This window comes from Kineococcus mangrovi, from assembly GCF_041320705.1.
Taxonomy (GTDB): Bacteria; Actinomycetota; Actinomycetes; order Actinomycetales; family Kineococcaceae; genus Kineococcus; species Kineococcus mangrovi.
Genome location: NZ_JBGGTQ010000008.1, coordinates 16,813 through 40,794 on the forward strand (window position 1 = coordinate 16,813; position 23,982 = coordinate 40,794).

Consider the following 23,982-nt stretch of genomic DNA (forward strand, 5'->3'; position numbering starts at 1 on the left):
ACCCGGTCAGCCGTGCTGCGCCGTCCACGCCGCGTGCAGCCGCGAGTACGGCCCGCCGGCGTGGGCGAGTTCCGTCGCCGGGCCCACCTCGACGACGTGACCGGAGTCGACCACGACGACCGTGTCCGCGGCCTCGGCCGTCGACAACCGGTGGGCGATGGCCACCGAGGTGCGGCCGGACAGGACCCCTTCGAGCGCGCGCTGCAACCGCACCTCCGTCGCCGGGTCCACCGACGACGTCGCCTCGTCCAGCACCAGCAGGTCGGGGTCGGCGACGTGGGCACGGGCCAGGGCCACGAGCTGGCGCTCGCCCGCGGACAACCGCTCACCGCGCTGCCCGACGGGGGTGGCGAGCCCCTCGGGCAACCCGTCCAGCCAGGCCGTCAGACCGAGGTCGGCGAACGCCTCCCGGACGTCGGCGTCGGTCGCGCCGGGACGGCCTCGGCGGACGTTGTCCCCGACCGTGGTGTCGAACAGGAAACCCTCCTGCGGGACGGCGACGACGCGGCGGTGCAGTTCCGCCGACGGCAGGTCGCGCGCGTCGACCCCCGACAGGAGGACCTGCCCCGCGACGGGGTCGACCAGCCGCGTGATGAGCCGGGACAGCGTCGTCTTGCCCGACCCCGTCTCCCCGACGACCGCGGTGCGCGACCCGGCCGGGAAGTGCAGCGTCACCCCGGCCAACACGACCGTGGCCGACCCCGGGTAGGAGTAGGCGACGTCCTGCACCCGCACGTCGACCGGCCCGCGCGGCAGCTCGCGGGGGTCGGCCGGTTCGGGGACCGAGACGGGCGTGTCGATGAGGTCGACGACCCGGCGCCAGCCGGCGAGCGCGTTCTGCAGCTCGTTGAGCACCTCCGTCGCGGCCTGCACGGGCCCGACCCACAACTGCGCCAGGAACAGGAACGCGAGCAACCGGCCGAGGGTGATGTCACCGTCGATCCCGAGGAGGGTGCCGACGACGATGACGAGCGCCACGACGAGGCCGGAGACGAACACCCCGGAGGAGAACGTCACGGCCGTCGCGGTCTGCGCCTTCACGGCCTGCTTGCGGTGCGCCTCGATGGCGGCGTCGATCCGCTGCCAGGACCGTTCCGACGCGGCGTGCGCACGGATGACGTCCGCACCCACCACCGTCTCCGACACCGCCGCGAGCAGGTCGCCCATCCGGACCCGGACGGCCTGGTAGGCCCGCGTCACCGGCCGCTGCAACCGCTGCCGCGCCAGCACCAGCGGCACGAAGCAGCCGAGGACGACGAGGGCGAGCTGCCAGGAGTAGAAGAACATCGCCGCCGTCGCCAGCAGCACCTGACCGGCGGACAGCACGAGCACGAGCATCCCGGTCTGCAGGAACGTCGAGATCGTGTCGACGTCGCTCGTCACCCGGCTCACGAGGGATCCCCGGCGCTCGCCGCTCTGGGTGAGGACGGCGAGGTCGTGCACGTGCCGGAACGCCCGCACGCGCAGGCTCGCCAGCCCCGCCTCGGTCGCGCGGAACAGGCGCACGTTGACGATCCACGCCGTGCCGGCGGTGACGAGGACGACGAGGGCGGCGACGGCGCACAGCAGGACGATGCGGCCGACGTCCGGGCCACCCTGTGCCTGCACGCCGGTGTCGATGGTCTGCTGCACCGCGACGGGGACGGCGAGCTTGCCGAGCGTCGTGGCGGCCGCGATGGCGAGGGTGAGGCCGATCCCCTCGGCGAACTCGGGGGTGAGTTCCCGGGCCCGCGCGATGACGCCCCGGTCCACGGTGCCGGTCCGGACGCTGCTCTGGACGCTCACGCGGCCCCCTCCTCGGCGGCCCGGTCCGCGGCGGCGCGGGCGTAGGCGGTGACCAGTTCCCGGTACCCCTCGTCGCGGGCGGCGACCTCGTCGGCGGGCCCGCGGTCGACGACCCGGCCGCGGTCGAGGTGGACGACCTCGTCGGCGAGGGCGATGGTGGCGGGCCGGTACGCGACGACCACGACGGTCGTGCCCGTCCCGGACTCCTCCAGCCCGTCCAGGACGGCGCGCTCGACGGCCGGGTCGAGGGCGCTCGTGGCGTCGTCGAGCACGAGCAGCCGGGGCTGCCGCACGAGCGCACGGGCCAGGGCGAGGCGCTGGCGCTGACCACCGGACAACGTCGAACCCCGCTCGCCGACGAGCTCGTCGAGGCCGTGGGGGAGGGCGGCGACGAAACCGTCGGCGCGGGCCAGGCGCAGCGCCCGCCACACCTCCTCGTCGGAGACCTCCAGGCCGAGGGCGACGTTGCCGCGGATCGAGTCGTCGAAGACGAACGTCGACTGCGGGACGAGAGCCGCGGCCCCGGCCACCTGCCCCTCGGCGAGGCGGCGGACGTCGACGCCGTCGAGCAGCACGTCCCCGGAGGTGGGGTCGACGAGCCGCACGAGGAGACCGGCGAGCGTCGACTTGCCCGACCCGGTGCCGCCGACGACCGCGACGGTGGTGCCGGCGGCCACGTCGAGCGTGACGTCGGTGAGGACCGGCGGCGGCTCGGGGTGCCTCACCCCGGGCTCGGCGAGCGGGTCCGCGGCGGGAGCCGGGTGGCGGTAGGACAGGCCCGTCGCGGTGACGGTGAGCGGGCCGCCGGCCGGCGCGGGGTGCGTGCCCCACTCGGTCCGCGACCGCTCCTGCAGCACGTCCTGCACGCGCGCGTCGCCCGCGACCGTGCGGGGCAGGTCGGCCAGCAACCAGCCGAAGGAGCGGACCGGGAAGGCCAGCAGGCTCAGCAGGTAGGCGACCTGCACGAGGTCGCCGACGTCGGTGGCACCCGAGGCGACGCGCACCGACCCGACGACCAGGACGAGCAGCGTGCCGAGGGAGGGCAGCGCCTCGATGACGGGGTCGAAGGCCCCGCGCGTGCGGCCGGCGGCGACGTTGGCGTCCCGCAGGCGTTCGGCGTCGGCGCGGAACCGGGTGACCTCCTCCTCGGCCAGGCCGAGGGTCTTGACGACCAGGGCGCCCTCGAAGCTCTCGTGGGCCGTGGCGGAGACCTCCCCGCGCAACCGCTGGACGGCGACGACGAGGGGGGACATCCGGCGCTGGTAGACGATGTTCGAGGCCAGCAGCGCCGGCACGACGAGCAGCCCGACCGCGGCGAGGACCGGGTCGGCGGCGACCATCGCGAGGCCGGCGAACAGGATGAGCACGGCGGTGCCCAGGGCGAACGGCAGGACCATCGTCGCCTGCCACGTCGCCTCGACGTCGGAACCCGCGGTGGCCAGCAACCGTCCCGCGGGGTGGGCGTGGTGCCAGGAGAGGGGCAGGTCGAGGTAGCGGCGCGCGAGGAGGCGCCGGTACCGCGCCTGCAGCGCGAAGGTGAAGGCACCGCCGAAGATCCGGCGCAGCAGCACCGAGCCGACGAGGACCACGGTGACGCTCATGAGCGTGGCGCCCGCGAGCCACACGTCGCGGGGGGTGACCGAACCCGAGCCCGTGAGGGCGGGGACGACGACGTCGCTCGTCACCCGGCCCACGAGGAAACCCGAGAGGGCGTTGCCGCCGCCGAAGATCACCGAACCGACGATCGCGATGCGGAAGGGGCGGGGCTCCTCGCGGATCCCCCGGGCCAGTGTTCGCACGCCGTCGAGGAACGTTCCACTCACTACCTGACCCTTTCACAGGGAAAGCGCTTCCGCTGCGGCGACGAGGTCGCGGTCCGGGTGCGCGCGCGGACGAGAAGATCGAGACAACCCCTTGACCATCGATCGTGCACGATCTACGGTCGACGACACCACGAACGGCTCGACGAGGAGCAGGCGCCGACGGCGGCGCCCGAGGAGGTGAGGACCGTGCCGCACCCCGCCAGACCCCGCGCCAGGACGACCAGGACCGTCAGGAGGGCTGTCTACGATGACGCTCGTGGACCAGACGAGGACCCGACGGGCACCGGCGCCCAGCCGCCAGATGCTCGCCGACCACGTCTACGACGCCGTGCTCGACCTCCTCATCGACGGCGAGCTGAAAGCCGGCGCGGCCCTCGGGATCGACGGCCTCGCCCGCGAGTTCGGCGTGTCCCAGACCCCCGTCCGCGAGGCCCTGGCCCGGCTGGAGTCCACCGGGCTCGTCCGGCGCACCGCCCTCAAGGGGTACCGGGTGGCGCCCGTGGCGACCCCGGAGGAACTCGTCCGGCTCATGCAGGCCCGTCTCGTCCTCGAACCGGCCCTCGCGCAGATGGCGGCCGACCGGCTCACCCCGCAGGTCCTCGCCGACCTCGAACGAGCCGTCCACGACCTCGCCACCGCCCCGCTCGGGCCCTCGTTCCACGAGTTCCGCCAGTACTGGGAAGCCGACGAGCGATTCCACCGCATCATCGCCGAGGCCGCGGGCAACGAGTTCCTGCTGTCGGCCTACCAGGCCCTCGGCGGCCAGATCCAGCGCTTCCGCCTCTTCGGCGGCGGGGGCGTCACCGATTCCGACCACTGCGTCGCCGAGCACACCCGCGTCCTCGACGGCCTGCGCACGGGCGACCCCGCCACCGCCCGGGCGGCGATGGCCGCCCACATCGCCGAGGCGCGCGACCGCGCGCTCGGGGCCTACGACGCCCCCGCCTGAACCACCCCACCCCCACCAGTCGCGATCCTGTGGCTGCACCCTGCCCCGGAGGGCGAACCATGAGCACCAGCACTGCTCACAACCCCGGCCTGTCCACCGACACCAACCACTTCCCCCGCTCCGCGCCGAGCGACCCCGGCGCCCCGCACGTGGAGTCCGCCACCGTCGTCGTCGACGCCGCCGGCGACCGCGGACCGCTCACCCGGCTGTGGGAGAGCATCGGCTACGACGAGATCAACTGGACGTACACCCCGACCGGCCGGACGCTGCTGGGCACCTTCGGTGAGCTGTCCCCGCGGCCGTTCCTCGTCCGCCCGCACTACGTGTTCTGCTCGGGCACGGGTTTCGGCATCCCGCACTGGGGCAACGGGAACGTCTACCACGAAGACGCCGACGGGAACCCGCACTACGACTTCACCATCGCCGACCAGACCTACGACGCGATCGTCGAGGCCGGCCACCACGTGCTCATGGAGATCGCCTTCACCCCGCGCGACCTCCTGCCGCCGGAGGCCGACGAGCTCGCGGTCGTCCCCAGCCCCACCGTCTACAGCAACTACGAGGCCGGCGCCTGGGCCTACCCGCCGAAGGACTACGAGAAGTGGCGCGGGCTCGTCGCCGCCCACGTCCGGCACTGCGTCGAGCGCTACGGCCTCACCGAGGTGCGCGAGTGGCTGTTCGAGCTGTGGAACGAACCGGACATCTTCTACTGGAAGGGCACCCCGGAGCAGTTCTGCGACCTCTACCGCGTCACCGCCGAAGCCGTGCGCAGCGTCCTGCCCGACGCGAAGGTCGGCGGGCCCGCGGTGACGGGCGGTGGCGTGGAGTTCCTGCGCACCTTCCTGACGTACACCTCCGAGCACGACGTCGCCCTCGACTTCGTCTCGTTCCACACCAAGGGGTCGGCCTTCACCCCCTGGCGCGTCTACGGACCCACGGGCGGCCCGGCACCGGAGAAGCAGAACCCCTCGACGCACAAGATGCTCTACGAGATCCGCCGCATGCAGCGCGTCGTCGCAGAGTTCCCGCAGTACCACGGTCTGCCCGCCATCGTCGACGAGTGCGACGCGGGCGTGCCCGCGCACTACAGCGTCTACGACAACGCGAACTTCCGGTTCCAGAACACCGAGTACTACCCGGTGTTCCAGGTCAAGCTGTTCAAGAAGATCCTCGACCTCAACGAGACCGAGACCGTCACCGTCGAGCAGGCCACGTCCTGGAGCTTCTACTTCGAGGGCGAGCGGTACTTCGAGGGGACCCGCGCGTTCCTCACGGCCGGGGGGATCGAGAAACCGCTGCTCAACGCCTACCGCATGGTCTCCCGCCTCGGCGGGCGCCGGCTCACCGCGACCTCGGACGCCATGAGCCCCGTCGAGGACCTCGACGCCGGCGACGGGCGCAGCATGCGCGAGGAGGTCGACGCGCTGGCCTCGGCGGACGCCGCGGGCCGCGTCAGCGTCCTCGTCTGGCGGCACACCGACGACCAGCACCACGAGGACACCCGGTCCACCCCCGTCGCCCTGCGCGTGGAGAACCTGCCCGACGGCACGTACGCGCTGCACCACCACCGCATCGACGCCACCCACAGCAACGCCCACACCGCGTGGACGGAGCAGGGCAGCCCGCAGGACCCGACGGCCGAGCAGCTCGCCGCCGTCAAGGCCCGGCAGGGTCTGGAGGAGCTCGAACCGGCCCGCGACGTCACCGTCAGCGGCGGGACGTTCTCGGCCACCGTCGAGCTCCCCCTGCCGTCGGTCTCGCTCCTCGTGCTGGAACCGCGGTGACCGCCCCGGAACTGGACGCCGTCCGGCTGCACGACGGCGTCGCCGTCCCCCAGCTCGGGGTGGGGGTGTTCCAGGTCCCGCCGGACGACGCGCAGCGCGTCGTGGAGGACGCCCTCGACCTCGGCTACCGGCACGTCGACACGGCCGCCGCGTACGTCAACGAGGCAGGGGTCGGGGCGGCCCTCGCGGCCAGCGGGCTGCCCCGGGAGGACGTGTTCGTCACGTCCAAGCTGCGCAACGGCGACCAGGGGTACGACTCGGCGCTGCGCGCCTACGACGACACGTGCGCCCGGCTGGGGGTCGAGCAGCTCGACCTGTACCTGGTGCACTGGCCGAACCCCGCGGCCGGCCGGTACGCCGACAGCTGGCGGGCCCTGCAGCGGCTGCACGCCGAGGGGCGGGTCCGGGCGGTGGGGGTCTCGAACTTCCTCGTCGAGCACCTGGACGCCCTGGACGGGGTCCCGGCCGTCAACCAGGTCGAACTGCACCCCACGTACCAGCAGCGCGGCCTCGTCGCGGCCTGCCGGGACCGGGGGATCGTCGTGGAGGCGTACTCCCCGCTCGGGCAGGGCGCCGACCTCACCGACCCCGCGGTCGTCGGGCTCGCCGAGCGCCACGGCGTCACCCCGGCCCAGGTCGTCCTGGCCTGGCACCTGCAGTCCGGGCACGTCGTCATCCCCAAGTCCAGCCGCCGCGCGCGGCTGGCCGAGAACCTGGCCGCCGCCGAGCTGGTCCTCACCGAGGACGAGCTGGAGGCGGTGAGCTCGCTGGACCGGGGCCACCGGACCGGCGGGGACCCGGCCACCTTCTCGCTCAGCCAGATCCGGTAGGGAGGCAACCCTCGATGGCGAGAACGATCAGCCCACCCCCGGCCGTGGCTCCGACGGAGCTCGCGACCACGGGACGCCGCAAGCGCGGGATCGACACCCGCCGCCAGACGATCTGGATCTGGGCGTTCCTCACCCCCACCATCGTCCTGTACGGCCTGTACACGCTGTACCCCATCGTGGCCAGCTACTGGTACTCGCTCGTGGAGTGGAACGGGTTCTCCTCCAGCCAGCGCTTCGTCGGGATCAGCAACTACCAGGCCGTCCTGGCCGACCCCGCGTTCTGGTCGTCGGTGCGGATCACCTTGGTCTTCATGCTGCTGGTCGCGCCGGCCCGCATCCTGCTGAGCCTGCTGCTGGCCATGCTGCTGAACTCGCCGAAGCTGCCGCTGCGGAACCTGTTCCGCACCGTCTACTTCCTCCCGGTCGTCACCACGACCGCCATCGTCGGGGTCGTCATGCAGTTCGTCTTCGACCCCGCCAGCGGCCCGTTCACGGCGTTCCTCAAGGCCTTGGGGGCGGACACCGGGATCGACTTCCTCGGCGACTCCGGGACGGCGCTCGTCACGGCCGCCGCGGTGTACGTCTGGAAGTTCTTCGGGATCACGATGGTCTACTGGCTCGCGGCGCTGCAGACCGTCCCGACGGAGCTGTACGAGGCGGCCCGCATCGACGGTGCCGGGGCGTTCCACATCTTCCGGTACGTCACGCTGCCGCTGCTCGTCCCGTTCCTGCTCATCATCACCGTGCTCACGGTCGAGGACACGTTCCACGCCTTCGACCTCATGCAGACGATGACGGGCGGCGGACCGTTCTTCTCCACCGAGATCATCGAGATCTACATCTACCGCTGGGCGTTCAGCGCCTCCATCCCGCAGCTCGGCTTCGCCTCGGCGGCCGCCGTCCTGTTCGGGCTGTTCGTCATGGTCGTCGGTGCGCTGCAGGCCTGGGCGCTCGTCGTGGCCCGCCGCAGCCGGAAGGACCTCTCGTGACCACGCTCACCCGCCCCGCCCGTCCCACCGCCCCGCCCGGCGAGGGGCTCGGTCGCCGCATCGCCCGCCGGGCCCCCTGGTGGGGCGTGCTGCTCCTGCTGGCCGTCCTCGCGCTCGTCTGGGTCTACCCGTTCGTGTGGATGGTGTCGGCCTCGCTCAAGAGCTCCCTGGAGGTGTTCACGGCCGGGCTGACGCTCGTGCCGGAGGACTTCGCGTGGGAGAACTACTCCCGGGCCTGGACGGACGCGAACTTCGGCCGGTACATGGTGAACACCGTCATCCTCACGGTGTCCACCGTCGTCATCGTCGTCGTCCGCTGCGCCCTCGCCGGGTACGTGCTGGGCCGCTACCGCTTCCGCGGGCAGAAGCTCATCATCGGCGTGCTCGTCGCGACGCTGTTCGTCCCGACCGGCTACACCATCATCCCCATCGTCAAGCTGTCGATGGAGCTGGGTCTGCTGAACTCCCTCACCGGGATGGTCCTGGCCCTGTCCGGGGCGGCCAACGTGTCCGCGATCCTCATCTACGCCGGCTACTTCCGGCAGCTGCCGAAGGAGCTGGAGGAGGCGGCGACGGTCGACGGCGCGGGTTTCGGGCGCGTCTTCTTCCAGATCATGCTCCCCCTGTCGATGCCCGTCACCGCCACCGTGGCGCTGCTGACGTTCCTCGCCACCTGGAACGCGTTCTTCCTGCCCCTCGTGTTCTCCTTCAGCGACCCGGACCTGCGGACCCTGTCGGTCGGCATGCAGGCCTTCGTCGGGGAGAACGCCACCGACTGGTCCGGGATGGCCGCCGCGGGCGTCATCTCGATCCTGCCCATCGTCGCGCTGTTCCTCTTCCTCCAGCGGTACTTCGTGGAAGGCATCGCCGGAGCCGTCAAGTCCTGATCCACGCGACCACCACCCCCGCACGACCACTCTCGACGAGGAGAACCGTCATGCCCCAGATCTCGCGCCGCTCGCTGCTCGCCGGCGGCGGCGGCCTGTCCGCCCTCACCCTGCTCGCCGCCTGCGGAGGCAGCAGCGGCAACGGTGCCGGCCCCGGCGCCACCGCGTCCCTGCGGTGGTGGGACCACTTCAGCGCCCTGCAGAAGTTCCACGCCGAGTGGGCGCAGAAGGAGTCCCAGGCCCTCGGGGTCGCCATCGAGTACACCTACAACGACGTCACCCGCTCCACCGAGGCGCTGCAGCTGGCCAACCAGTCCAACCAGCTGCCGGACATCTACAGCAACGTCGTCGGCCTGCCGCTCCCGGCGCTCGTCGCGGAGGGGTGGCTGCACGAGATCACGCTGTCGGACCAGGCCAGGGCCGCGCTGCCCGAGGGTGCCTACGCCGAAGGCATCACGACGATCGACGGCAAGCTCTACGGCCTGCCCCTGTTCAGCTACCAGCAGTACTCCGCGGCCCACTGGTTCAACGTGGACGTCGTCACCGACGCGGGCCTGGACCCCGACTCCCCGCCGGCGTCCTACGACGAGTACCGGTCCAACCTGGAGAAGATCGCGGCGAGCGGCGGCGACGCGGCCCCCATGGTGCTGGCTCTCGGCGGGGTGGCCCGGATGCGCGAGCAGATCGACGACCTCGCCCAGGCCGCCGGGTTCCCCGGGTTCCAGGGCGCGAAGTACACGACGGGGGAGTACGCCTACGACGACGACACCTACGTCGACGCCATCGAGTTCTGGAAGGAGCTCAACGACTCGGGGCTCATCCTCCCCGGCAGCGGCAGCCTGACCGTCGCCGACGCCCGCACCCGCTGGGCCTCCGGTGTCGCCGGGTACTTCCCCGACGGGCCGTGGTGCGCGGGCGGGGCGAAGAACGTCGTCCCGGCGTTCGTCGACACGATGGGCGTCGGCCCGATCCTCACCCCCGACGGGTCCGACCCGACGACCTACCGGGGAACCCCGGCGGCGCAGTTCTTCATCGCCGGCAACACCGCCAACCCCGAACCGGCGAACGCCGTCATCGAGTCCATGACGACGACGGAGTACCAGAAGGGCCTGGCCGCCGGCATGGACCAGCCACCGTTCGACCTGTCCGTGGTGCAGTCCGCCGACGTCATCGAACCGTACAAGACGTTGTGCGGCTGGTTCGCCGACACCGTGAAGCGGGCACCGGAACCCATCGTCCGGAACCCGCAGATCGCCCAGGTGCAGGCGGCGCAGAAACCCGTCAGCCCGCACCTCGGCGACATCGTCCAGGGCTACCTCGGCGGGGACGTCACGGACCTGCGGGGTGCGCTGCGCGACCTGAACGCCCGGTTCAGCGCCGACCGCGAGCAGGCCATCGCCGCCGCGACGGCCGCGGGGGCGCAGGTCTCGATGGCGGACTACGCGTTCCCGGACTGGCAGCCGGGGCAGGACTGGGTGCGCCCCTCGTCCTGACCCGCGGTCGCCGACCCCCGGGGTGCGGGCTCAGCGGGACGGCGCACACTCGAAGACGTCCGGGACGACCACGACGAGAACGAGGGAGAACCACCGTGCCCGACTTCGGCGACATCACCGAGAAGGCCAGCGACGCCGCCATCGAGAAGGCCGGCGACGCAGCGGACGCCAAGACCGGCGGCCAGCACGAGGAGCAGGTCGACAAGGCCCAGCAGGCGGCCGACGACAAGATCGGCCGGTGAGGTCGCACCACCTCGGTTGAGGTGGTGCCTCGTCCACGGGCCCGGGAACACCCCGGGCCTGTGGACAACTCCCCGGACTCCCGCGCCCGGCCGCCTACGGTGGGGCTCCGCCGATCGAGGGGGCCCCGTGGGAGGACAGCGCACCGTGCGCGAGGTGGACCGGAGTTTCGCGCAGTGGCTGGCCGGTCGGGCCCCCCACCTGGGGACCGACGAGCTCGCCGCGCACCTGCGCACCTGGCGCGACTCCCGCCGCGACCTGCTGCGCGCCCGCGGGGAGGACCGCACCGACCGGGTCCTGACCGCTCTCGACACCGGCGACGTCGGCACGCTCGTGCGGTGCGCGCACCTGCGGGCCGAGCTCGACGGGCTGGACCGCCGGGCCGAAGCGGCCGCGCTCGCCGCGGTGTGGGTCCGGTACGTCGTCTTCCTCCGCGAGCTGGGGGCCTGGACCGGTGACGAGCACGGCGTGGCCGCGCTGTGGGCGGTGGCCGCGACGGAGCGCCGGGACGGCCTGCTGGGCCGGGGCACCCACACCGTCCGGTCGGGCCTGCCGGTGGAGCTCGGACCCCTGCGGCGCACCCGCGTCGTCCAGGACGCCGAGGACGTCCTGCGCGGCCGGACCGCGGGGGCACCGTGGTTGCGGGCGCGGCTGATCGCGCTGGACTACCTGCGCCCCGACGGCCGTCGCGGTCCCCAGTGGCCCGCGTGGGACAGCGCCCGCGCCGAGGACGCCGCGTTCGCCCGGCGGCGCCTCGTGGTCGCCGAGCTCGTCCACCTGCTGCGCCACGACCGGGCCGCCGCCCTCGCCCTGGCCCTCGCGACGTCCGAGGTGCCCGCGGAGGTCGCCGCCGGTGGTCGCCGGCTGCGCGAACTCGTCGCCACGGGGCACGCGACGGAGCTCCTCGCCACCGGTGTCGTCCCGGGCCGCAGCCCGTGGCGGGTGCCCCGCGGTCTGCAGCTGTCCGTGCACGTCGCCCTCACGCGGCTGGCCGACGAGGGGGCCCTGGACCTCGACCGGCACGAGAGCGGGTCCGGGGCGGCCGCCCGGGCGGGCTGAACGTTCGCGGGACGCTCACGTCCAGGACCCCGCCGGTGGTGGAGCCGGCCCCTCCGGGGGTGACAGGCTTGCCAGGTGGACGACACCCTCGAACCCGGCTCCTACGCCCTCGGCCGGCAGGCGATGGCCGACCTGCGCGGACCCTTCACCACCTGGCTCGACGAGAACGTGCACGTCGACGAGGAGGTCGGGCCCGAGGCGGTCGTGGAGGCGCTCACCGTCGGCGCCGGGGGCCTGCTGACGCTGCGGCCCGGGGCACGGCTGACGCGCCTGACCCCCGAGGACGTCGACGTGCTCCTCACCCGCGTCCTGCCGGTGATGGTCGAGGACGTCGGCGCCGACGACCCCGCCGAGATGGTCGAGGACCTGCAGGCGATCTGGTGGCAGCTGCTGACGTTCCTGGGCCAGACGGGCCGCTGGCAGGGGACCCCCGGTGACCTGGAGACGGACCTGGCGCTCGTGGCCGGTGAGCCGCCGGAGCTGGCCGAGGTGCTCGCCGCCGCCGCCGCGGACGTCGACGAGGGCGAGGAGGACGAGACGGTCCTCGCCTCCTTCCCCGTGCGGGCCGCGCAGGCCGTGCTCGCCCACGTCGGCGACGGCCTGGAGGTGCCCGACGACGCCGAGCTCGCCGGTGACGACGTCACCGCGGTCCTGGCCGCCTTCGAGCACCCCATCCCCGTCACCGCCGACACCGAGGGGGAACCGCAGGAGCTCCAGGACGTGCCGTGGCTGCGCCAGGTCGTCCTCCTCATGCTCGACCTGGACCTGCTCGACGGTGCGGACGAGACGCTGCTCGTCCCGGGCGCCGAGGCCGACGGCTGGCTCGAGCCCGCCCCGGAGCAGCGCGAGCTGCGCCGTCAGCTCGTCGGGCGCTTCGTCCTGGAGGACCCGGCGACCCTGGAGGAGGGTTTCTCCGTCGCCGAGGCCGTCCTGCCCACCGTCCTGGCCTCCGCGATGACGGGCGAGCCCTTCGACGACGTCACCCTCGACGCCCTGGTCGAGGACGGCGCCGTCCTCGGCCCGGCCGCCGGGGTGGCCGTGGAGGAGCTGAAGGAGCGGCTGTCCGACCTCGGGGTGCTCGGGGTCCTGTCCGAGCGGGCGCCGTGGACGATCGCGCGCGGGTTCTGGCCCGCGATCGCCGCCGCGGTGGGGGACGAGGAGGAGGACGACCTGCTCGGCGGCCTCTTCGGCGACGGCGACCCGCACTGGCTCGAGGGCGTCATGGGTCAGCTCGGGCTCGGCGACGACCAGGTGCAGCAGATCCGCGGGCTGCTCGGCGGTCGCTGAGGGCGGACCGGCGGACCGGGCGCGGGTCAGTCGGTTTCGACGGCGAGGTCGGCCCACACCGTCTTGCCGTCCGCGGTGACGTCGACGCCCCACGCGTCGGCGACGGCATCGACGATGGCGAGGCCCCGCCCGCCGAGCGCGTCGGGCGGGGCGTCCCGTTCGCGGGGGGACCGGGTCGAGGAGTCCCCGACCGCGATCCTCAGCCGCCGCTCCGCCCCGTCGAAGCGCAGGGTGAGCCCGGCGTCGCCGGCGGTGTGCACGAGCGCGTTCGTCACGAGCTCGGACAGGACGAGCTCGGCCTCGTCGAGCAGCTCGTCCGCCGACCACGCCGTGAGGCGCTCGCGCAGGAACCCGCGGGCCGAGGCGACCGCGCGGATGTCGGCCGGCAACCGCAGCGCGGCGTCGAGCCGGCCCGCGTCCGCGCCCGCGAACGTCGCCACGAGGAGGGCGGCGTCGTCGGTGAGCCGGTGCGGGATCGCCGCCAGGACGGTCGTCGCCAGCTCCTCGGCGGTCGGGGCCGGCGACCGGCCCACCACTGCGCGCAGGGTGTCGTGCAGCGCCCGTTCGCCCCGTTCGGACCCCTCGCCGAGCACCTCCACGACCCCGTCGGTGTGCAGCACCAGGGCGCTGCGGCCCAGCAGCCGGTACCGCGTCGAGGGGTAGACGGCGCCGTGGTCGACACCCAGCGGCGGCCCGGGGTCGACGGCCAGCTCGCGGAAGCCGGAGTCGTCCACGACCAGCGGTGGGTGGTGGCCCGCCGAGGCCACCGTGAGGATGCCGGTCGAGGTGTCCAGCCGGACGAGGCAGCACGTCGCGAACCGGCCCGCGTCGAGGTCGACGAGGAGCCGGTTCGTGCGCTCCAGGGCCGCGGAGGGGTCGTGGCCCTCGCTGACGTAGGCGCGGACGGCGGTCCGCAGCTGCCCCATGAGCCCGGCGGCGCGCGTGCTGTGCCCCTGGACGTCGCCGACGATGAGCGCCACGTCCGCCCCGTCCGCCCCGTCCCCGACGGCGTCGTACCAGTCGCCCCCGATCTCCGCCCCGGCCAGCGCCGGGGCGTACCGCGTCGCGACGTCGAGACCCGCGCGGTGCGGCAGCCGCTGCGGCAGCAGCCCGCGCTGCAGGTCGCGGGCGAGCCGGCCCAGCGCCTCGTGCGAGCGGGACAGCTCGGCGCGCGAGGACCGCTCGGCGTCCAGCAGCTGCGCCCGCTCCAGGGCCACGGCGAGCTGCGCGGCGACGGCTGCGAACAGGTCGAGGTCGGTGTGCCCCCACGGGGAGCGCTCGCCCCAGTTCACGGTCAGCGTGCCCAGGACGAGGTCGTCCCGGCCGGTCAGCGGGACCACGAGCGCGACACCGACGCGGCCGGGGTCCATCCCGTCCAGGCCCCGGTACCGGTCGACGTCCGTCCCCGTCAGGACCACCGGCCGGCCCGTGCGCACCGCCTCGCCCATCGGGGTGTCCGCGGTGCGGTGGACGCGGCGCAGGCGGGAGCCGACCGGCTCGGGCAGCGGGGGGTGCGCCTCGCCGACGAGCTCGTCGCCGTCGAGGACGTGCAGGGAGGACGACGCGCAGTCGAGGACCTCGACGACCGCGGTGGGGATGCGGGCGGTGATCTCCGCGGTCGTCGCGCTCGTCTGCAGCAGTTCGGTGACGCTCTCCAGCAGGGCGCCCCTGGTGGCCGCCGCGGCCGCCGACCGCTCCGCGACCGTCAGGTGGGCCACCTGCACGGCGAGTGCGAGGCCGAGGGCCAGGACGCCGGCCGCTTCCTCCTCCTGCGCGCAGAAGGCGTGGTCGCGGGTCAGGGCGAGAGCGCCCAGCGCGCCGCCGCCCATCGGCACGACGAGCGCGTGCGGGGCCGGTGCCGCGAGCCCGGGCAGGTCCACGTCGCGCTCGACGAGGAGGTCCCCGCCGCGACCGGTGGCCCACGCGGGCGGGTCGACGTCGAGGAACCCCTCCCCGTCGACGAGGTAGAGGCTGCCGGACGCCGCCGGGCCCCTGCTCGCCCACAGGACGCTGTGGTCGGCGTCGACCGCCACCCGGGCGGCGCGCCCGGCCGACCGCAGCACGGCGGGCAGGTCACCCGCGGCGTCGGGGCGCGAGACGGCCCGGAGGTGGTGGTGCAGGCCGGCGAGCACCCTCGCACCGTAACCGGATCGGCGGTGCGCTTCCCGTCAGCCGCTGGGCCACAGCGACGAGGGCCCGCTGGAGAGCACCGCGGCCGCCAGCGCCCGGGAGGCGGGACGGTCCTGCGTCTTGGGGTTGGTCAGCAGGACGAGGTCGATCTGACCGAGCTCGGGCAGCTTGTGCTGCGCGCCGAGCGCCACGAGCTGGGGCGGGACGAGCGAGCTGGCCAGGCACGAGACGCCGATGCCCGCGGCCACCGCGGCGATGAGCCCGTTGACGCCGCGGCACACGCACGCCGACCGGTAGCCGATGCCGACCCGGTCCAGCGCCTGGTGCATCGCCGTGCCGCTGAGGGACGGGGAGGGGTACACGGCCAGCGGCACGGGCTGGGTGAGGTCGAGCCGCGTCGAGGGGTTGCCCACCCACACCAGCCGTTCGCGCTTGACGAGCTTGCCCTCGCCCGAACCGCGCGGGCGCTTGCCGATGAAGATGTCCAGGCGGTCGTTCTCCAGCCGCCGGTGCAGCGTCCCGGACTGGTCGACGGTCAGCTCCAGGTCGACGCGCGGGTTCTCCGACCGGAAGTCGCGCAGGATCTGCGGCAGCCGGGTCAGGGCGAGGTCGTCGGACATCCCGATGCGCAACCGGCCGACCGGGCGGGCGCCGGTGAAGTAGGCCGCGGTCTGCTCGTGCGCAGCGAGGATCGAGCGCGCGAAACCGATCATGGCCTCGCCGTCGGGCGTCAACGTCACCGAGTGGGTGTCGCGGTGGATGAGCTGCCGGCCCACGGAGTCCTCGAGCTTGCGGACGTGCTGGCTCACCGTGGACTGCCGGACGCCGAGCCGCGCGGCGGCCTGGGTGAACGAGTGCGTCTGCGCCACGGCGAGGAAGGTCCGCAACTGGACGGGTTCGAAGGTTCCCGTCGGCCCCTGTCCGGCGCTCACGCCCACCGCCCCGTCGCGCCCCATCACGAGTCGTGATGACTGATAAGCCCTCAACTGCGGTGCAGCCTACCCCGCGCGTCGCCGATGATGGTCACGCAGCGTCAGTGGCCCGGGGGCACCACCCGGGGCCGCCACCCAGGTCAGCACCCGCGAGGACAGCACGAGAGGCACCCGTCCGTGACACCGGCAGCCGCCGAAGCCAGCACCGAGTCGACTCCCACCGGTCCCCCCAGCGGCCGCCGCAGCGCCCGGACGGGCAGCACCTTCGCCGCCCTGCGCGTCCGCAACTTCCGCATCTACGCCACCGGTCAGGCCTTCGCGAACACCGGTGTCTGGGTGCAGAACATCGCCCTGGACTGGCTCACCCTCGAACTCACCGGCTCCCCGGCCGCCGTCGGCATCGCGATGGCCCTGCAGTTCCTGCCCATCCTGCTGTTCGGGATGCACGGCGGGATGATCGCCGACCGCTACCCCAAGCGGAACATCCTCCTGGTCACGCAGCTGTGCAGCGCGTCGGTCGCCACGACGCTCGCGGTCCTGACCATCTCCGGGCACATCACCGTCGGCGCGATCTACGCGATGGCCCTCGTGGGTGGTTTCGTCGTCGCCCTCGACAACCCCACCCGGCAGTCGTTCGTCGGCGAGGTCGTCCCCGCGCAGTACGTGCGCAACGCGATCGCCCTCAACGCCGCGGTGTTCCAGACGACGCGCCTGGTGGGGCCGGCCGTGTCCAGCGTCCTCATCGGGACCGTCGGGTCCGGGTGGGCGTTCGCCGTCAACGCGCTGCTGTACGTCGGGCCCACCATCACCCTCGCCTCGATGCGGACCGCGGAACTGCACCGCACGACGCCGCTGCTGCGCGAGAAGGGGCAGCTGCGCTCGGCCCTGCGCTACGTCCGCGACCGCCCGCACGTCGGCTGGACCATCGCCCTCGTCGGCGTCTTCGGCACCTTCGGGCTGAACTTCCCCGTCGTCCTCACCGCCATGGCCTCCGAGACGTTCCACGCCGGTGCCGGGATGTACGGCACGTTCAACATCGTCATCGCCGTCGGTTCCATCGCCGGCGCCCTCATCGCCGGTGGCCGCAGCCACGCCCGCCTGCGGCTGATCCTCCTGCTGGGTGCGGCCTTCGGCGCGGCGCAGACCCTCGCGGCGTTCGCGCCGAACCTGGGGACGTTCACGGTGATCCTCGTCCTCATGGGCGTGACGAACCTCGCCTTCCAGGCCATCGCGAACTCCTCCGTGCAGCTGTGGGTCGACCCCGAGTTCCGCGGCCGCGTCATGGGGCTCTACGTCCTGGTGTTCATGGGTGGCACCCCGATCGGCGGCCCGATCATCGGCTGGATCACCGAGCACGTCGGCGTGCGCGCCGGGATGGCCGTGTGCGGGATCGTGCCGCTCCTCGCGGCCGTGGTGCTCGCGGGTGTGCTCGCCGCGCGACCGGCGCTGGCACGCCGGCGCCGGGGCGCGGCGGTGCTCGCGGGCTGACCCGCCCGGCCCCGCGGCCAGGAGTTTTCCGGGTGCGACCGGGTGTCGACGCTGCGTCGCCGCCGGAATCGTCCTGTGGACGACGAGCGTCACCGGCACCGTCTCGCCGGTAGTTTCCCGCCCACCGGGAGGTGGGTGTGGACGAGTTGTCGGGGTTGTCGGTCGTGGCCGCGGACGCAGCGGCCGCCACCGCCCGTGCCGCCGCGGAGGCGGCCGCCGACGTCGCCACCGACGTCGGCCGCGCCGTGGCCTCGCTCGAGTGCTGGTACGGCCTCGCCCGCGACGGGTTCACCGACCGGGTGCTCGAGCTCGACCGGCACCTGGAGACGTTGCAGCGCACCGCGCGCGAGGGCGCCCACCTCGTCGCGGAGCACGCCCGCGAACTCGGGATGCTGCAGGGGCAGCTCGCCCGCGTGGACGCGGGCCGAGCGCAGGTGCGGTCCCGGATCGACGCGGGCGTGGGGGACCTCGCGACGTGGCACGCGGACTGGGCCGAGCTCGAGCGGTGGGACGCCAGCCGCCAGGTCGTCCTGGCGGAGTTCGACACCCTGACGCAGACCTTCGCCGCCCGCGTCCTCGCCGTCGTCGACCAGGTGCCGCGCCGGCCCCGCCGCCTCGGGGAGCACGTCGACGACGCGGCCCGGACCGTCGGCGGCGCCGCGCTGGACACGACGTTCCTCGCCGCGGGGTGGACGTGGGACCGGCCGGGGTGGACGACCGCGGTGCGCAGCGCACCGGCCGCGGCGCTGGACGCGGTCGCGCACCCGGTCCGCACGCTGGCCGACACCGTCGCCTGGGACGACTGGCGGGACGGGCGCTACGGCGCCGCCGGTGCGACCCTCGGGATGGCGTTCGTCGGCCGGGGTCTGCGCGGCGGACCCCTGGGGAAGACGCTGCCGGCGGGGCACCCGCTGGAGAAACACCTCGACGCGGGCGGGGATCCGAAGCCGCAGAGCCTCGACGAGCTCCACGACGGTGTGGACCTCGGGCGCAGCGAGGTGTTCTTCCCGGCGCACACGCTCGGACGGCACGTGGAGGTGGACGATGAGTTCCTGCACCAGCGGTTGGCGACGGGACGGGTCGAGGAGGGTGTGGAGGTGCTGAGGACCCCGCCACGCGCGTCGCGGTTCGTGGACCAGGCGACCGCGGAAGCGGTCATCGGGGACGCTCTGCGGAGTCATCGAGCTGAGATCGACGCGGCGGTGGCCTCCGGTGCGCGCCAGGTGCTGGTGATCGCTCCTGCGCCGTCGACGGCAGGTGTCATCTGGAGGAAGGACGTCAGTGGTGGGTTCGAGCGAGTTGAGGTGTCGACGGTGAAGGTCGTGTTGAGCAAGGCGCGTGACGGTTCGTGGTTCGTCCTGACGGCTTACCCGGACGGTCGATCGTGATCGGCTCCTTGATCCCCCTCGCGTACGCCGATCTGGACTGGGGCCTGTGCCCCCGCGAGCGGTTGGAGCACCTGCTCGCGACGAACGGCGTCAACTTCGTGCGAGAGCGTGAGGTCTGGAGCGAGCTCCTGTCGCGTGCGCGGGCTAGTGACGTCGAGAGCGAGATCGCGGGGAGCAGCGGTGTCCACTCCGTCCTGCCGCCGGAAGGAGTTTCCTGGACGCGGTGGGCGGAGTGGTTGGACCGACGACTGAACGAGGTCGCCGCCGATCCGTCCTCCACCGTGGACCTCCCGCCCCACCTCCCGGCGTGGCGGTCCTACACCGCCGAGGTGGAGGCCGAGGCCGAGGCCGAGGCCGTGGTGCGTCGAGCGCTGGCGGGAGTGATGCTGCCGGTGACCCCCACGGTGCGGGACTTCGTGGTGGTCGACGCGGGCGAAACGGTCGGTACGGTGCTCCGCGCGGATGACGATTCCACGGAGCCGCGACCGACGGCGTCACGCTTCCTGGGGGTCGTCCTGGAGCGGACCGACCGCCTCCGCGTCGTGCGGGTGAACGTTGTCGACACCAGGAGGGACGAGCGCTCTTCCCGGTGGATTTCCCGCTGGCCGGTGCTGACCGCCGTGCTCGGCGGGTGGTTCAGCGACGCGGCCCTGGGAGCCGGTGACCCGTGGTTCCAGCAGGCCACGATGCTGGCGTCCGAGAGCGACGCGGTGCTGGCCGAGCTCGTCCGGGAAGGGCGGGAACTGCTGCTCCTGAGCGACGCGGACCTCCACGCGTTCGCCGCGTCCTCGGGGTCGTGCATCCAGCCGCCCCACCTGCGGTGGTGGTTCGAGTGGATGTTCTGGCGCATCGAGACGTTCGACTGGAAGCGCCCTTCCTGACCGGTGTGGACCTGCCGTGGCGGTGGCGCGCCGGAACCGGCTCGGTCACGGGAAGCGCCCCGTCGAGCGTCGCCGGGTGCACCCGCCGGACGGGGTGCGGGCGTCGGGCAGGATGGACCGGTGGCCGACCAGGGTTCCTCGACGATGCGCTCGCTCGACCGCAGCCTCGACGTCCTCGACGTCTTGCAGCGTGCGCCGGGGCCGTTGCGCCTCAGCGACGTCGCCCAGGGCACGGGGCTGACGTTGCCGACGGTCTCGCGCATCCTGGCCACGTTGCAGGCCCGCGGGTACGTCGCCGCGGAGGGGCGGCGGTTCCGCGTCGGCCCGTCCGTCCTGGCCGCCGCCCACTCGTTCCTCGTCAACGACCGCCTCGTCACCGCCGCGCGCCCGTTCCTGCAGGAACTCGCGGCGAGCACCGGTCTCACGTGCTCCCTCTACGAGCGCGTGGGGTTCGACCGGGTGCTCGTGGCGCGCGTCGACGGGCGGTTCCCGTTGCGCTACGAACTGCCCATCGGCCGGTGCCTGCCGCTGCACCTGGGGGCCGGCAAGGCGATCTCCGTGGACTTCGACGAGGACGAGCTGTCCGCGCTGGCCGGTCACCTCGAGCGCCACCCCGACGTCAGCGGTGTCGGGTTGGACCGCGGCGCGCTGGTCGACGACCTGGACGCCCTGCGCCGCAACGGCTACCACGTCTCCGTCGGTGAGCGGGCCGTCGGGGTGGCCGCCGTCAGCGTTCCCGTCCGGACGCCGGCCGGGGAACCGCTCGGTGCGCTCTCGCTCGCCGGGCCGGTCGAACAGGTCCCTGCCGCTGAACTGCGCGAACGGGCCGGTGAGGTGCTGCGGACGGCGGCCGCGGTGGGGGAGAGCTGGGCCCGCGGCCTGTGAGGCGGGTCAGGCCGTGGTCGTGGCCCCGTCGTCCTCGGGTTCGTGCTCGGCCGAGCGGTCCGCGCGGCCGTAGCTGAGGACGAACGCCAGCAGGCCGGCCACGCTCGCCGAGACGAGGGTGGGCGGCCCGACCACCTCCGGGACGGCCTCGAGCCAGGTGCCCCGGCCCAGGACGAGGGCGACGGCCTGCGCGGCGACGAGGACGATCCCGCCGAGCACGAGCACGACGGTGGCGAGGGTGAAGACGAAGCGGATCACGGGCAGCGTGCGGGACATCGGTCGGCTCACCTTCGAGACGGGGGACGGGACGGGGTCAGACGGGCAGGACGCCCAGGCTGATGAGCACGCCGATCGCGAGGACCGGCAGGCAGAAGTACCCGACGAGGGGTTTGAACGTCTTGCCCGGGTCGGCGCCGGCGATGCCGCTGGCGACGTAGATCGGGGCGGCCGACGGCGGGGAGGCGCCCTCGGTGGAGGCGAACACCAGCACGGCGGACGCCGCGACGGGGGCGGGAACCCCGGCACCCACGAGCGTCACCACGGCGACGGGGCCGATGGCCGCCATCGTCGCCGACCCGGTCAGCGGGATGGCCACGGCCACCACGAGCACGCCGACGCAGATCGCGAGGATCCACAGGGGCGCGTCGAGCCGGCCCAGCAGCGCCGTCAACTGGGCGGGCAGCCCGAGGCTGGCCAGGGCCCCCGACGCCGCGAACGCGCTGACGATCGTCACGCCGACGACACCGATGCGCGGTGCGCTGTCCCCGAACAGCGTCCACCACTCGCGCGGCCGCTTCGGCAGCGCGTCGCGGCCGAGGACGGCCACGAGGACCGTGAGCAGGACGGGGATCCACAGCACGAGGCTGACGGCGTCCCCCACGTCGACACCCGTCCAGGAGTTCAGGGCCCGCCCGGTCGGGCCGAGCGTCAACGCGACGGGGACGGCGATCGCGACGAGCAGCAGGAGCGAGGTCCACCCCACCCGCACGCTGCGCCGCACGGGCAGCAGGTCGGCCGGGTCCATCGCCTGGATGCCGTGCCGGCGCACGATGACGAAGGCCGCGACGAGCCGGTACAGCAGGCACCAGGCGCCCGCGATGAACAGGGGCAGGACGATCTCGTCGGCGTCCATGAGCTGGGACACCCCGGCGGAACCGACGAGGATGAACATCGTCCCGCTGAAGGGGAAGGTGATCCCCATCCCCGCGCAGCCGGCGACGACGGTCGCGGACATCGCCGGTGTCACCCCGGACCGCTTCATCCAGGGGATGGTGATGGACCCGACGGCGGCCGTCACGGCCGCGCCGATGTGGGCGATGGCGGCGAACGCGGCCCCGCCGAGGATGCTCGTGTAGACGGGACCCCCGCGCACCCGCCCGAGCAGCGAGTTGAGGATGTCGATGAGCCGGAACAGGATCGGGGTCCGGCTCATGAGGTGGCTGGCCACGACGAACGCGATGGCGGCGTAGGTGACCTCCTCCTGCATCGCGTGCGCCACCGAGGTGGCGAGCAGGGAGAACAGGTCCCTCCCGGCGAAGGCCACGGTGACGAGCAGCCCGACGAGCATCGCCTCGCCGATGTTCCGCTTGAGCGCGGCGTTCCAGACGATGATCGAGGTGATGTAGGCGCCCAGCGCCCAGATCGCGATCACCGGGGTCCGCCGGAGGCGACGATCGCGGCACGGCGGGCGTTCTCGTCGGCCTGCACCGCGAGCGCGTCGGCGAGCGTGCGCTCGGCCTCGGCGGCCGGGACGACCACCACGCCGTCGCCGTCGCCCACGACGAGGTCGCCGCGGTTCACGACGACACCGCCGACGGCCACCGGGCGACCGGCCCAGCCGGGCCCGTTCTTGTAGGGGCCGGCGGGGGAGGAACCCACCGCCCACACGGGGAACCGGAGTTCCTGCAGTTCCTCGACGTCGCGGACGGCGCCGTCGACGACCATGCCCAGGACGCCCTTGACGCGGGCGCGTTCGGCGATGAGTTCGCCCATGAGGGCGCGGTCGGGGTCGCCCTGACCGTCGACGACGAGGACGTCCCCGGGCTGGGCGACGTCGAGGGCGGCGACGATGCCGATGTTCTCCCCCTTGCGGCAGAACACGGGCAGGGCGCGGCCGACGACGCGGGCGCCCGGCCAGACGGCGCGCACCCGGCCGGCGAGCAGGCCGAGGCGGTCGCGGGCGTCGCCGACGTTGGCGACGGGGACCCCGGCGTAGGCGTCGAGGATCCCCTGTTCCAGCCGGTGCTCGTCGCGCACCGCGCCGAGGTGCAGGTCGGCGGCGGCGAGGGTCATCGTCGGGTTCACCCCGAGTTCGCGCAGGACCTGGGCCGCGGCGGAGGACTCGTGGCTGCGCCGGAGCCCGTGCTTGACGGTGCCGCGGGCGAGGCGGTCCACCCAGGCGTCGCCACCCGCGAGCTGCGCGGCGACCTGAGCGCGCACCCAGTCGAGGTCACCCGCGGCCTCGCCCGCGGCGAGGGTCTCGACCACGAGGGCGCCCAGGCCCTTCATGAAGACGCTGCGCAGGAGTTTGCGGCGGGCCGCGGCCCCCGCCTCCCCGGCCAGGACCTCCACCTCGGCGCCCAGGGCGCGGAACTCGGCGGCGGTGGCCTCGGCGCCGTCGCCGGACACGACGAGCGCGGTGCGGGCCCCGCCGTCGGGCACCGAGCCCACGACGGCGACGTCGGCGACGGCGACCCCGTCGGCGCGGCGGGCCAGGCGCTGCTTGAGGGAGGGGGACGCCGAGTTCATCTCGACGAACACGGCGTCGGGCCCGAGGTGGGGCCGGGCCGCGTCGAACACGGCCTCGGCGTGCGCGGCGCCCGTCAGGCCCAGGACCAGGTGGGCCCCGGCGACCGCCTCGGCGACCGTCGCGGCGCGCACGACGCCCTCGGGCGTGGGGACGTCGGCCGGGTCGAACCCGACGACCGTGCGTCCGGCGGAGACGAACCCCTGGGCGTAGAGAGACCCGGCCTCACCGAGACCGAGGACGGCGACCGTCATCGACTACCTCCTCGTAGCAGGTGCAACTTTCATACAGTGAAAGCTACTAACACCAGCAGGTAGTCTGCGCCGGTCGCGGGTCCGTGGTCAACCCCGGGGACGACGAAGCGGCGGCCACCGGCGGGAGCCGGGGACCGCCGCGGCGGGGTGCG

At 73.6% G+C, this 23,982-nt stretch carries 20 protein-coding genes; 13 read left to right on the forward strand and 7 right to left on the reverse strand.

Features of this window, described 5'->3' with window-relative positions; translation table 11 throughout:
- Window positions 1-6 precede the first annotated feature (6 nt).
- The gene (locus tag AB2L28_RS16205; RefSeq protein ID WP_370720025.1) at window positions 7-1,785 is read right to left on the reverse strand and encodes an ABC transporter ATP-binding protein; all 1,779 of its coding nucleotides are present in this window, start codon (window positions 1,783-1,785) and stop codon (window positions 7-9) included.
- Entirely contained in the window at window positions 1,782-3,608 is a 1,827-nt protein-coding gene (locus AB2L28_RS16210) for an ABC transporter ATP-binding protein (protein WP_370720026.1), read from the reverse strand. The genes AB2L28_RS16205 and AB2L28_RS16210 overlap by 4 nt, the downstream gene beginning before the upstream one ends.
- Window positions 3,609-3,855: 247 nt before the next feature.
- Here AB2L28_RS16210 and AB2L28_RS16215 point away from each other — a divergent pair, with 247 nt between their 5' ends.
- The 9 genes from AB2L28_RS16215 to AB2L28_RS16255 all read left to right on the forward strand — a co-directional run bounded on the left by AB2L28_RS16215 (window position 3,856) and on the right by AB2L28_RS16255 (window position 13,126).
- A complete protein-coding gene (locus AB2L28_RS16215) occupies window positions 3,856-4,557 on the forward strand; it encodes a GntR family transcriptional regulator (RefSeq protein ID WP_370720027.1) in 702 nt (233 codons plus the stop codon).
- A 59-nt stretch (window positions 4,558-4,616) separates the two neighbouring features.
- Window positions 4,617-6,341, forward strand: a complete 1,725-nt coding sequence (locus AB2L28_RS16220; RefSeq protein ID WP_370720028.1) for a GH39 family glycosyl hydrolase — start codon at window positions 4,617-4,619, stop codon at window positions 6,339-6,341.
- On the forward strand, window positions 6,338-7,171 hold the full coding sequence (locus AB2L28_RS16225; protein WP_370720029.1) for an aldo/keto reductase: 834 nt from the start codon (window positions 6,338-6,340) through the stop codon (window positions 7,169-7,171). The genes AB2L28_RS16220 and AB2L28_RS16225 overlap by 4 nt, the downstream gene beginning before the upstream one ends.
- 44 nt (window positions 7,172-7,215) lie before the next feature.
- Window positions 7,216-8,160, forward strand: coding sequence for a carbohydrate ABC transporter permease (locus tag AB2L28_RS16230; protein WP_370720030.1), 945 nt, complete (start codon window positions 7,216-7,218; stop codon window positions 8,158-8,160).
- The gene (locus tag AB2L28_RS16235; protein WP_370720031.1) at window positions 8,157-9,047 is read left to right on the forward strand and encodes a carbohydrate ABC transporter permease; all 891 of its coding nucleotides are present in this window, start codon (window positions 8,157-8,159) and stop codon (window positions 9,045-9,047) included. The genes AB2L28_RS16230 and AB2L28_RS16235 overlap by 4 nt, the downstream gene beginning before the upstream one ends.
- Window positions 9,048-9,097: 50 nt before the next feature.
- Entirely contained in the window at window positions 9,098-10,540 is a 1,443-nt protein-coding gene (locus tag AB2L28_RS16240; protein ID WP_370720032.1) for an ABC transporter substrate-binding protein, read from the forward strand.
- A 95-nt stretch (window positions 10,541-10,635) separates the two neighbouring features.
- Entirely contained in the window at window positions 10,636-10,782 is a 147-nt protein-coding gene (locus tag AB2L28_RS16245; RefSeq protein ID WP_370720033.1) for an antitoxin, read from the forward strand.
- A gap of 127 nt (window positions 10,783-10,909) precedes the next feature.
- On the forward strand, window positions 10,910-11,839 hold the full coding sequence (locus AB2L28_RS16250; RefSeq protein ID WP_370720034.1) for a hypothetical protein: 930 nt from the start codon (window positions 10,910-10,912) through the stop codon (window positions 11,837-11,839).
- Window positions 11,840-11,914: 75 nt separating this feature from the next.
- Window positions 11,915-13,126, forward strand: coding sequence for a hypothetical protein (locus AB2L28_RS16255; RefSeq protein WP_370720035.1), 1,212 nt, complete (start codon window positions 11,915-11,917; stop codon window positions 13,124-13,126).
- A 26-nt stretch (window positions 13,127-13,152) separates the two neighbouring features.
- On the opposite strand, the gene AB2L28_RS16260 is transcribed toward AB2L28_RS16255, so the two are convergent.
- Window positions 13,153-15,258: an ATP-binding SpoIIE family protein phosphatase gene (locus AB2L28_RS16260; protein ID WP_370720036.1), complete on the reverse strand. Its 2,106-nt coding sequence runs from the start codon at window positions 15,256-15,258 to the stop codon at window positions 13,153-13,155.
- Between the two features lie 36 nt (window positions 15,259-15,294).
- Entirely contained in the window at window positions 15,295-16,188 is an 894-nt protein-coding gene (locus tag AB2L28_RS16265) for a LysR family transcriptional regulator (RefSeq protein WP_370720037.1), read from the reverse strand.
- A gap of 177 nt (window positions 16,189-16,365) precedes the next feature.
- Between AB2L28_RS16265 and AB2L28_RS16270 the strand changes: the two genes are divergently transcribed.
- The 4 genes from AB2L28_RS16270 (at window position 16,366) to AB2L28_RS16285 (ending at window position 20,830) form a co-directional block, all read left to right on the forward strand.
- Window positions 16,366-17,676, forward strand: a complete 1,311-nt coding sequence (locus AB2L28_RS16270) for an MFS transporter (RefSeq protein ID WP_370720038.1) — start codon at window positions 16,366-16,368, stop codon at window positions 17,674-17,676.
- 137 nt (window positions 17,677-17,813) lie between these two features.
- The gene (locus tag AB2L28_RS16275; protein WP_370720039.1) at window positions 17,814-19,064 is read left to right on the forward strand and encodes an RNase A-like domain-containing protein; all 1,251 of its coding nucleotides are present in this window, start codon (window positions 17,814-17,816) and stop codon (window positions 19,062-19,064) included.
- A complete protein-coding gene (locus tag AB2L28_RS16280) occupies window positions 19,061-19,945 on the forward strand; it encodes a hypothetical protein (protein WP_370720040.1) in 885 nt (294 codons plus the stop codon). Before AB2L28_RS16275 ends, AB2L28_RS16280 begins: the two co-directional genes overlap by 4 nt.
- Window positions 19,946-20,065: 120 nt before the next feature.
- Window positions 20,066-20,830 (forward strand): IclR family transcriptional regulator, encoded by a 765-nt coding sequence (locus tag AB2L28_RS16285; protein ID WP_370720041.1) that lies wholly within the window; start codon window positions 20,066-20,068, stop codon window positions 20,828-20,830.
- A gap of 6 nt (window positions 20,831-20,836) precedes the next feature.
- Here the strand turns inward: AB2L28_RS16285 and AB2L28_RS16290 are convergent, their stop codons facing one another.
- From AB2L28_RS16290 to AB2L28_RS16300, 3 genes are read right to left on the reverse strand one after another with little or no spacing between them, the layout of a single operon-like run.
- Window positions 20,837-21,118 (reverse strand): hypothetical protein, encoded by a 282-nt coding sequence (locus tag AB2L28_RS16290; protein ID WP_370720042.1) that lies wholly within the window; start codon window positions 21,116-21,118, stop codon window positions 20,837-20,839.
- A gap of 25 nt (window positions 21,119-21,143) precedes the next feature.
- Complete coding sequence (locus AB2L28_RS16295; RefSeq protein WP_370720043.1) at window positions 21,144-22,481, reverse strand: TRAP transporter large permease subunit; 1,338 nt, start codon at window positions 22,479-22,481, stop codon at window positions 21,144-21,146.
- A complete protein-coding gene (locus AB2L28_RS16300) occupies window positions 22,478-23,830 on the reverse strand; it encodes an RraA family protein (RefSeq protein WP_370720044.1) in 1,353 nt (450 codons plus the stop codon). The genes AB2L28_RS16295 and AB2L28_RS16300 overlap by 4 nt, the downstream gene beginning before the upstream one ends.
- Window positions 23,831-23,982: the final 152 nt, after the last annotated feature.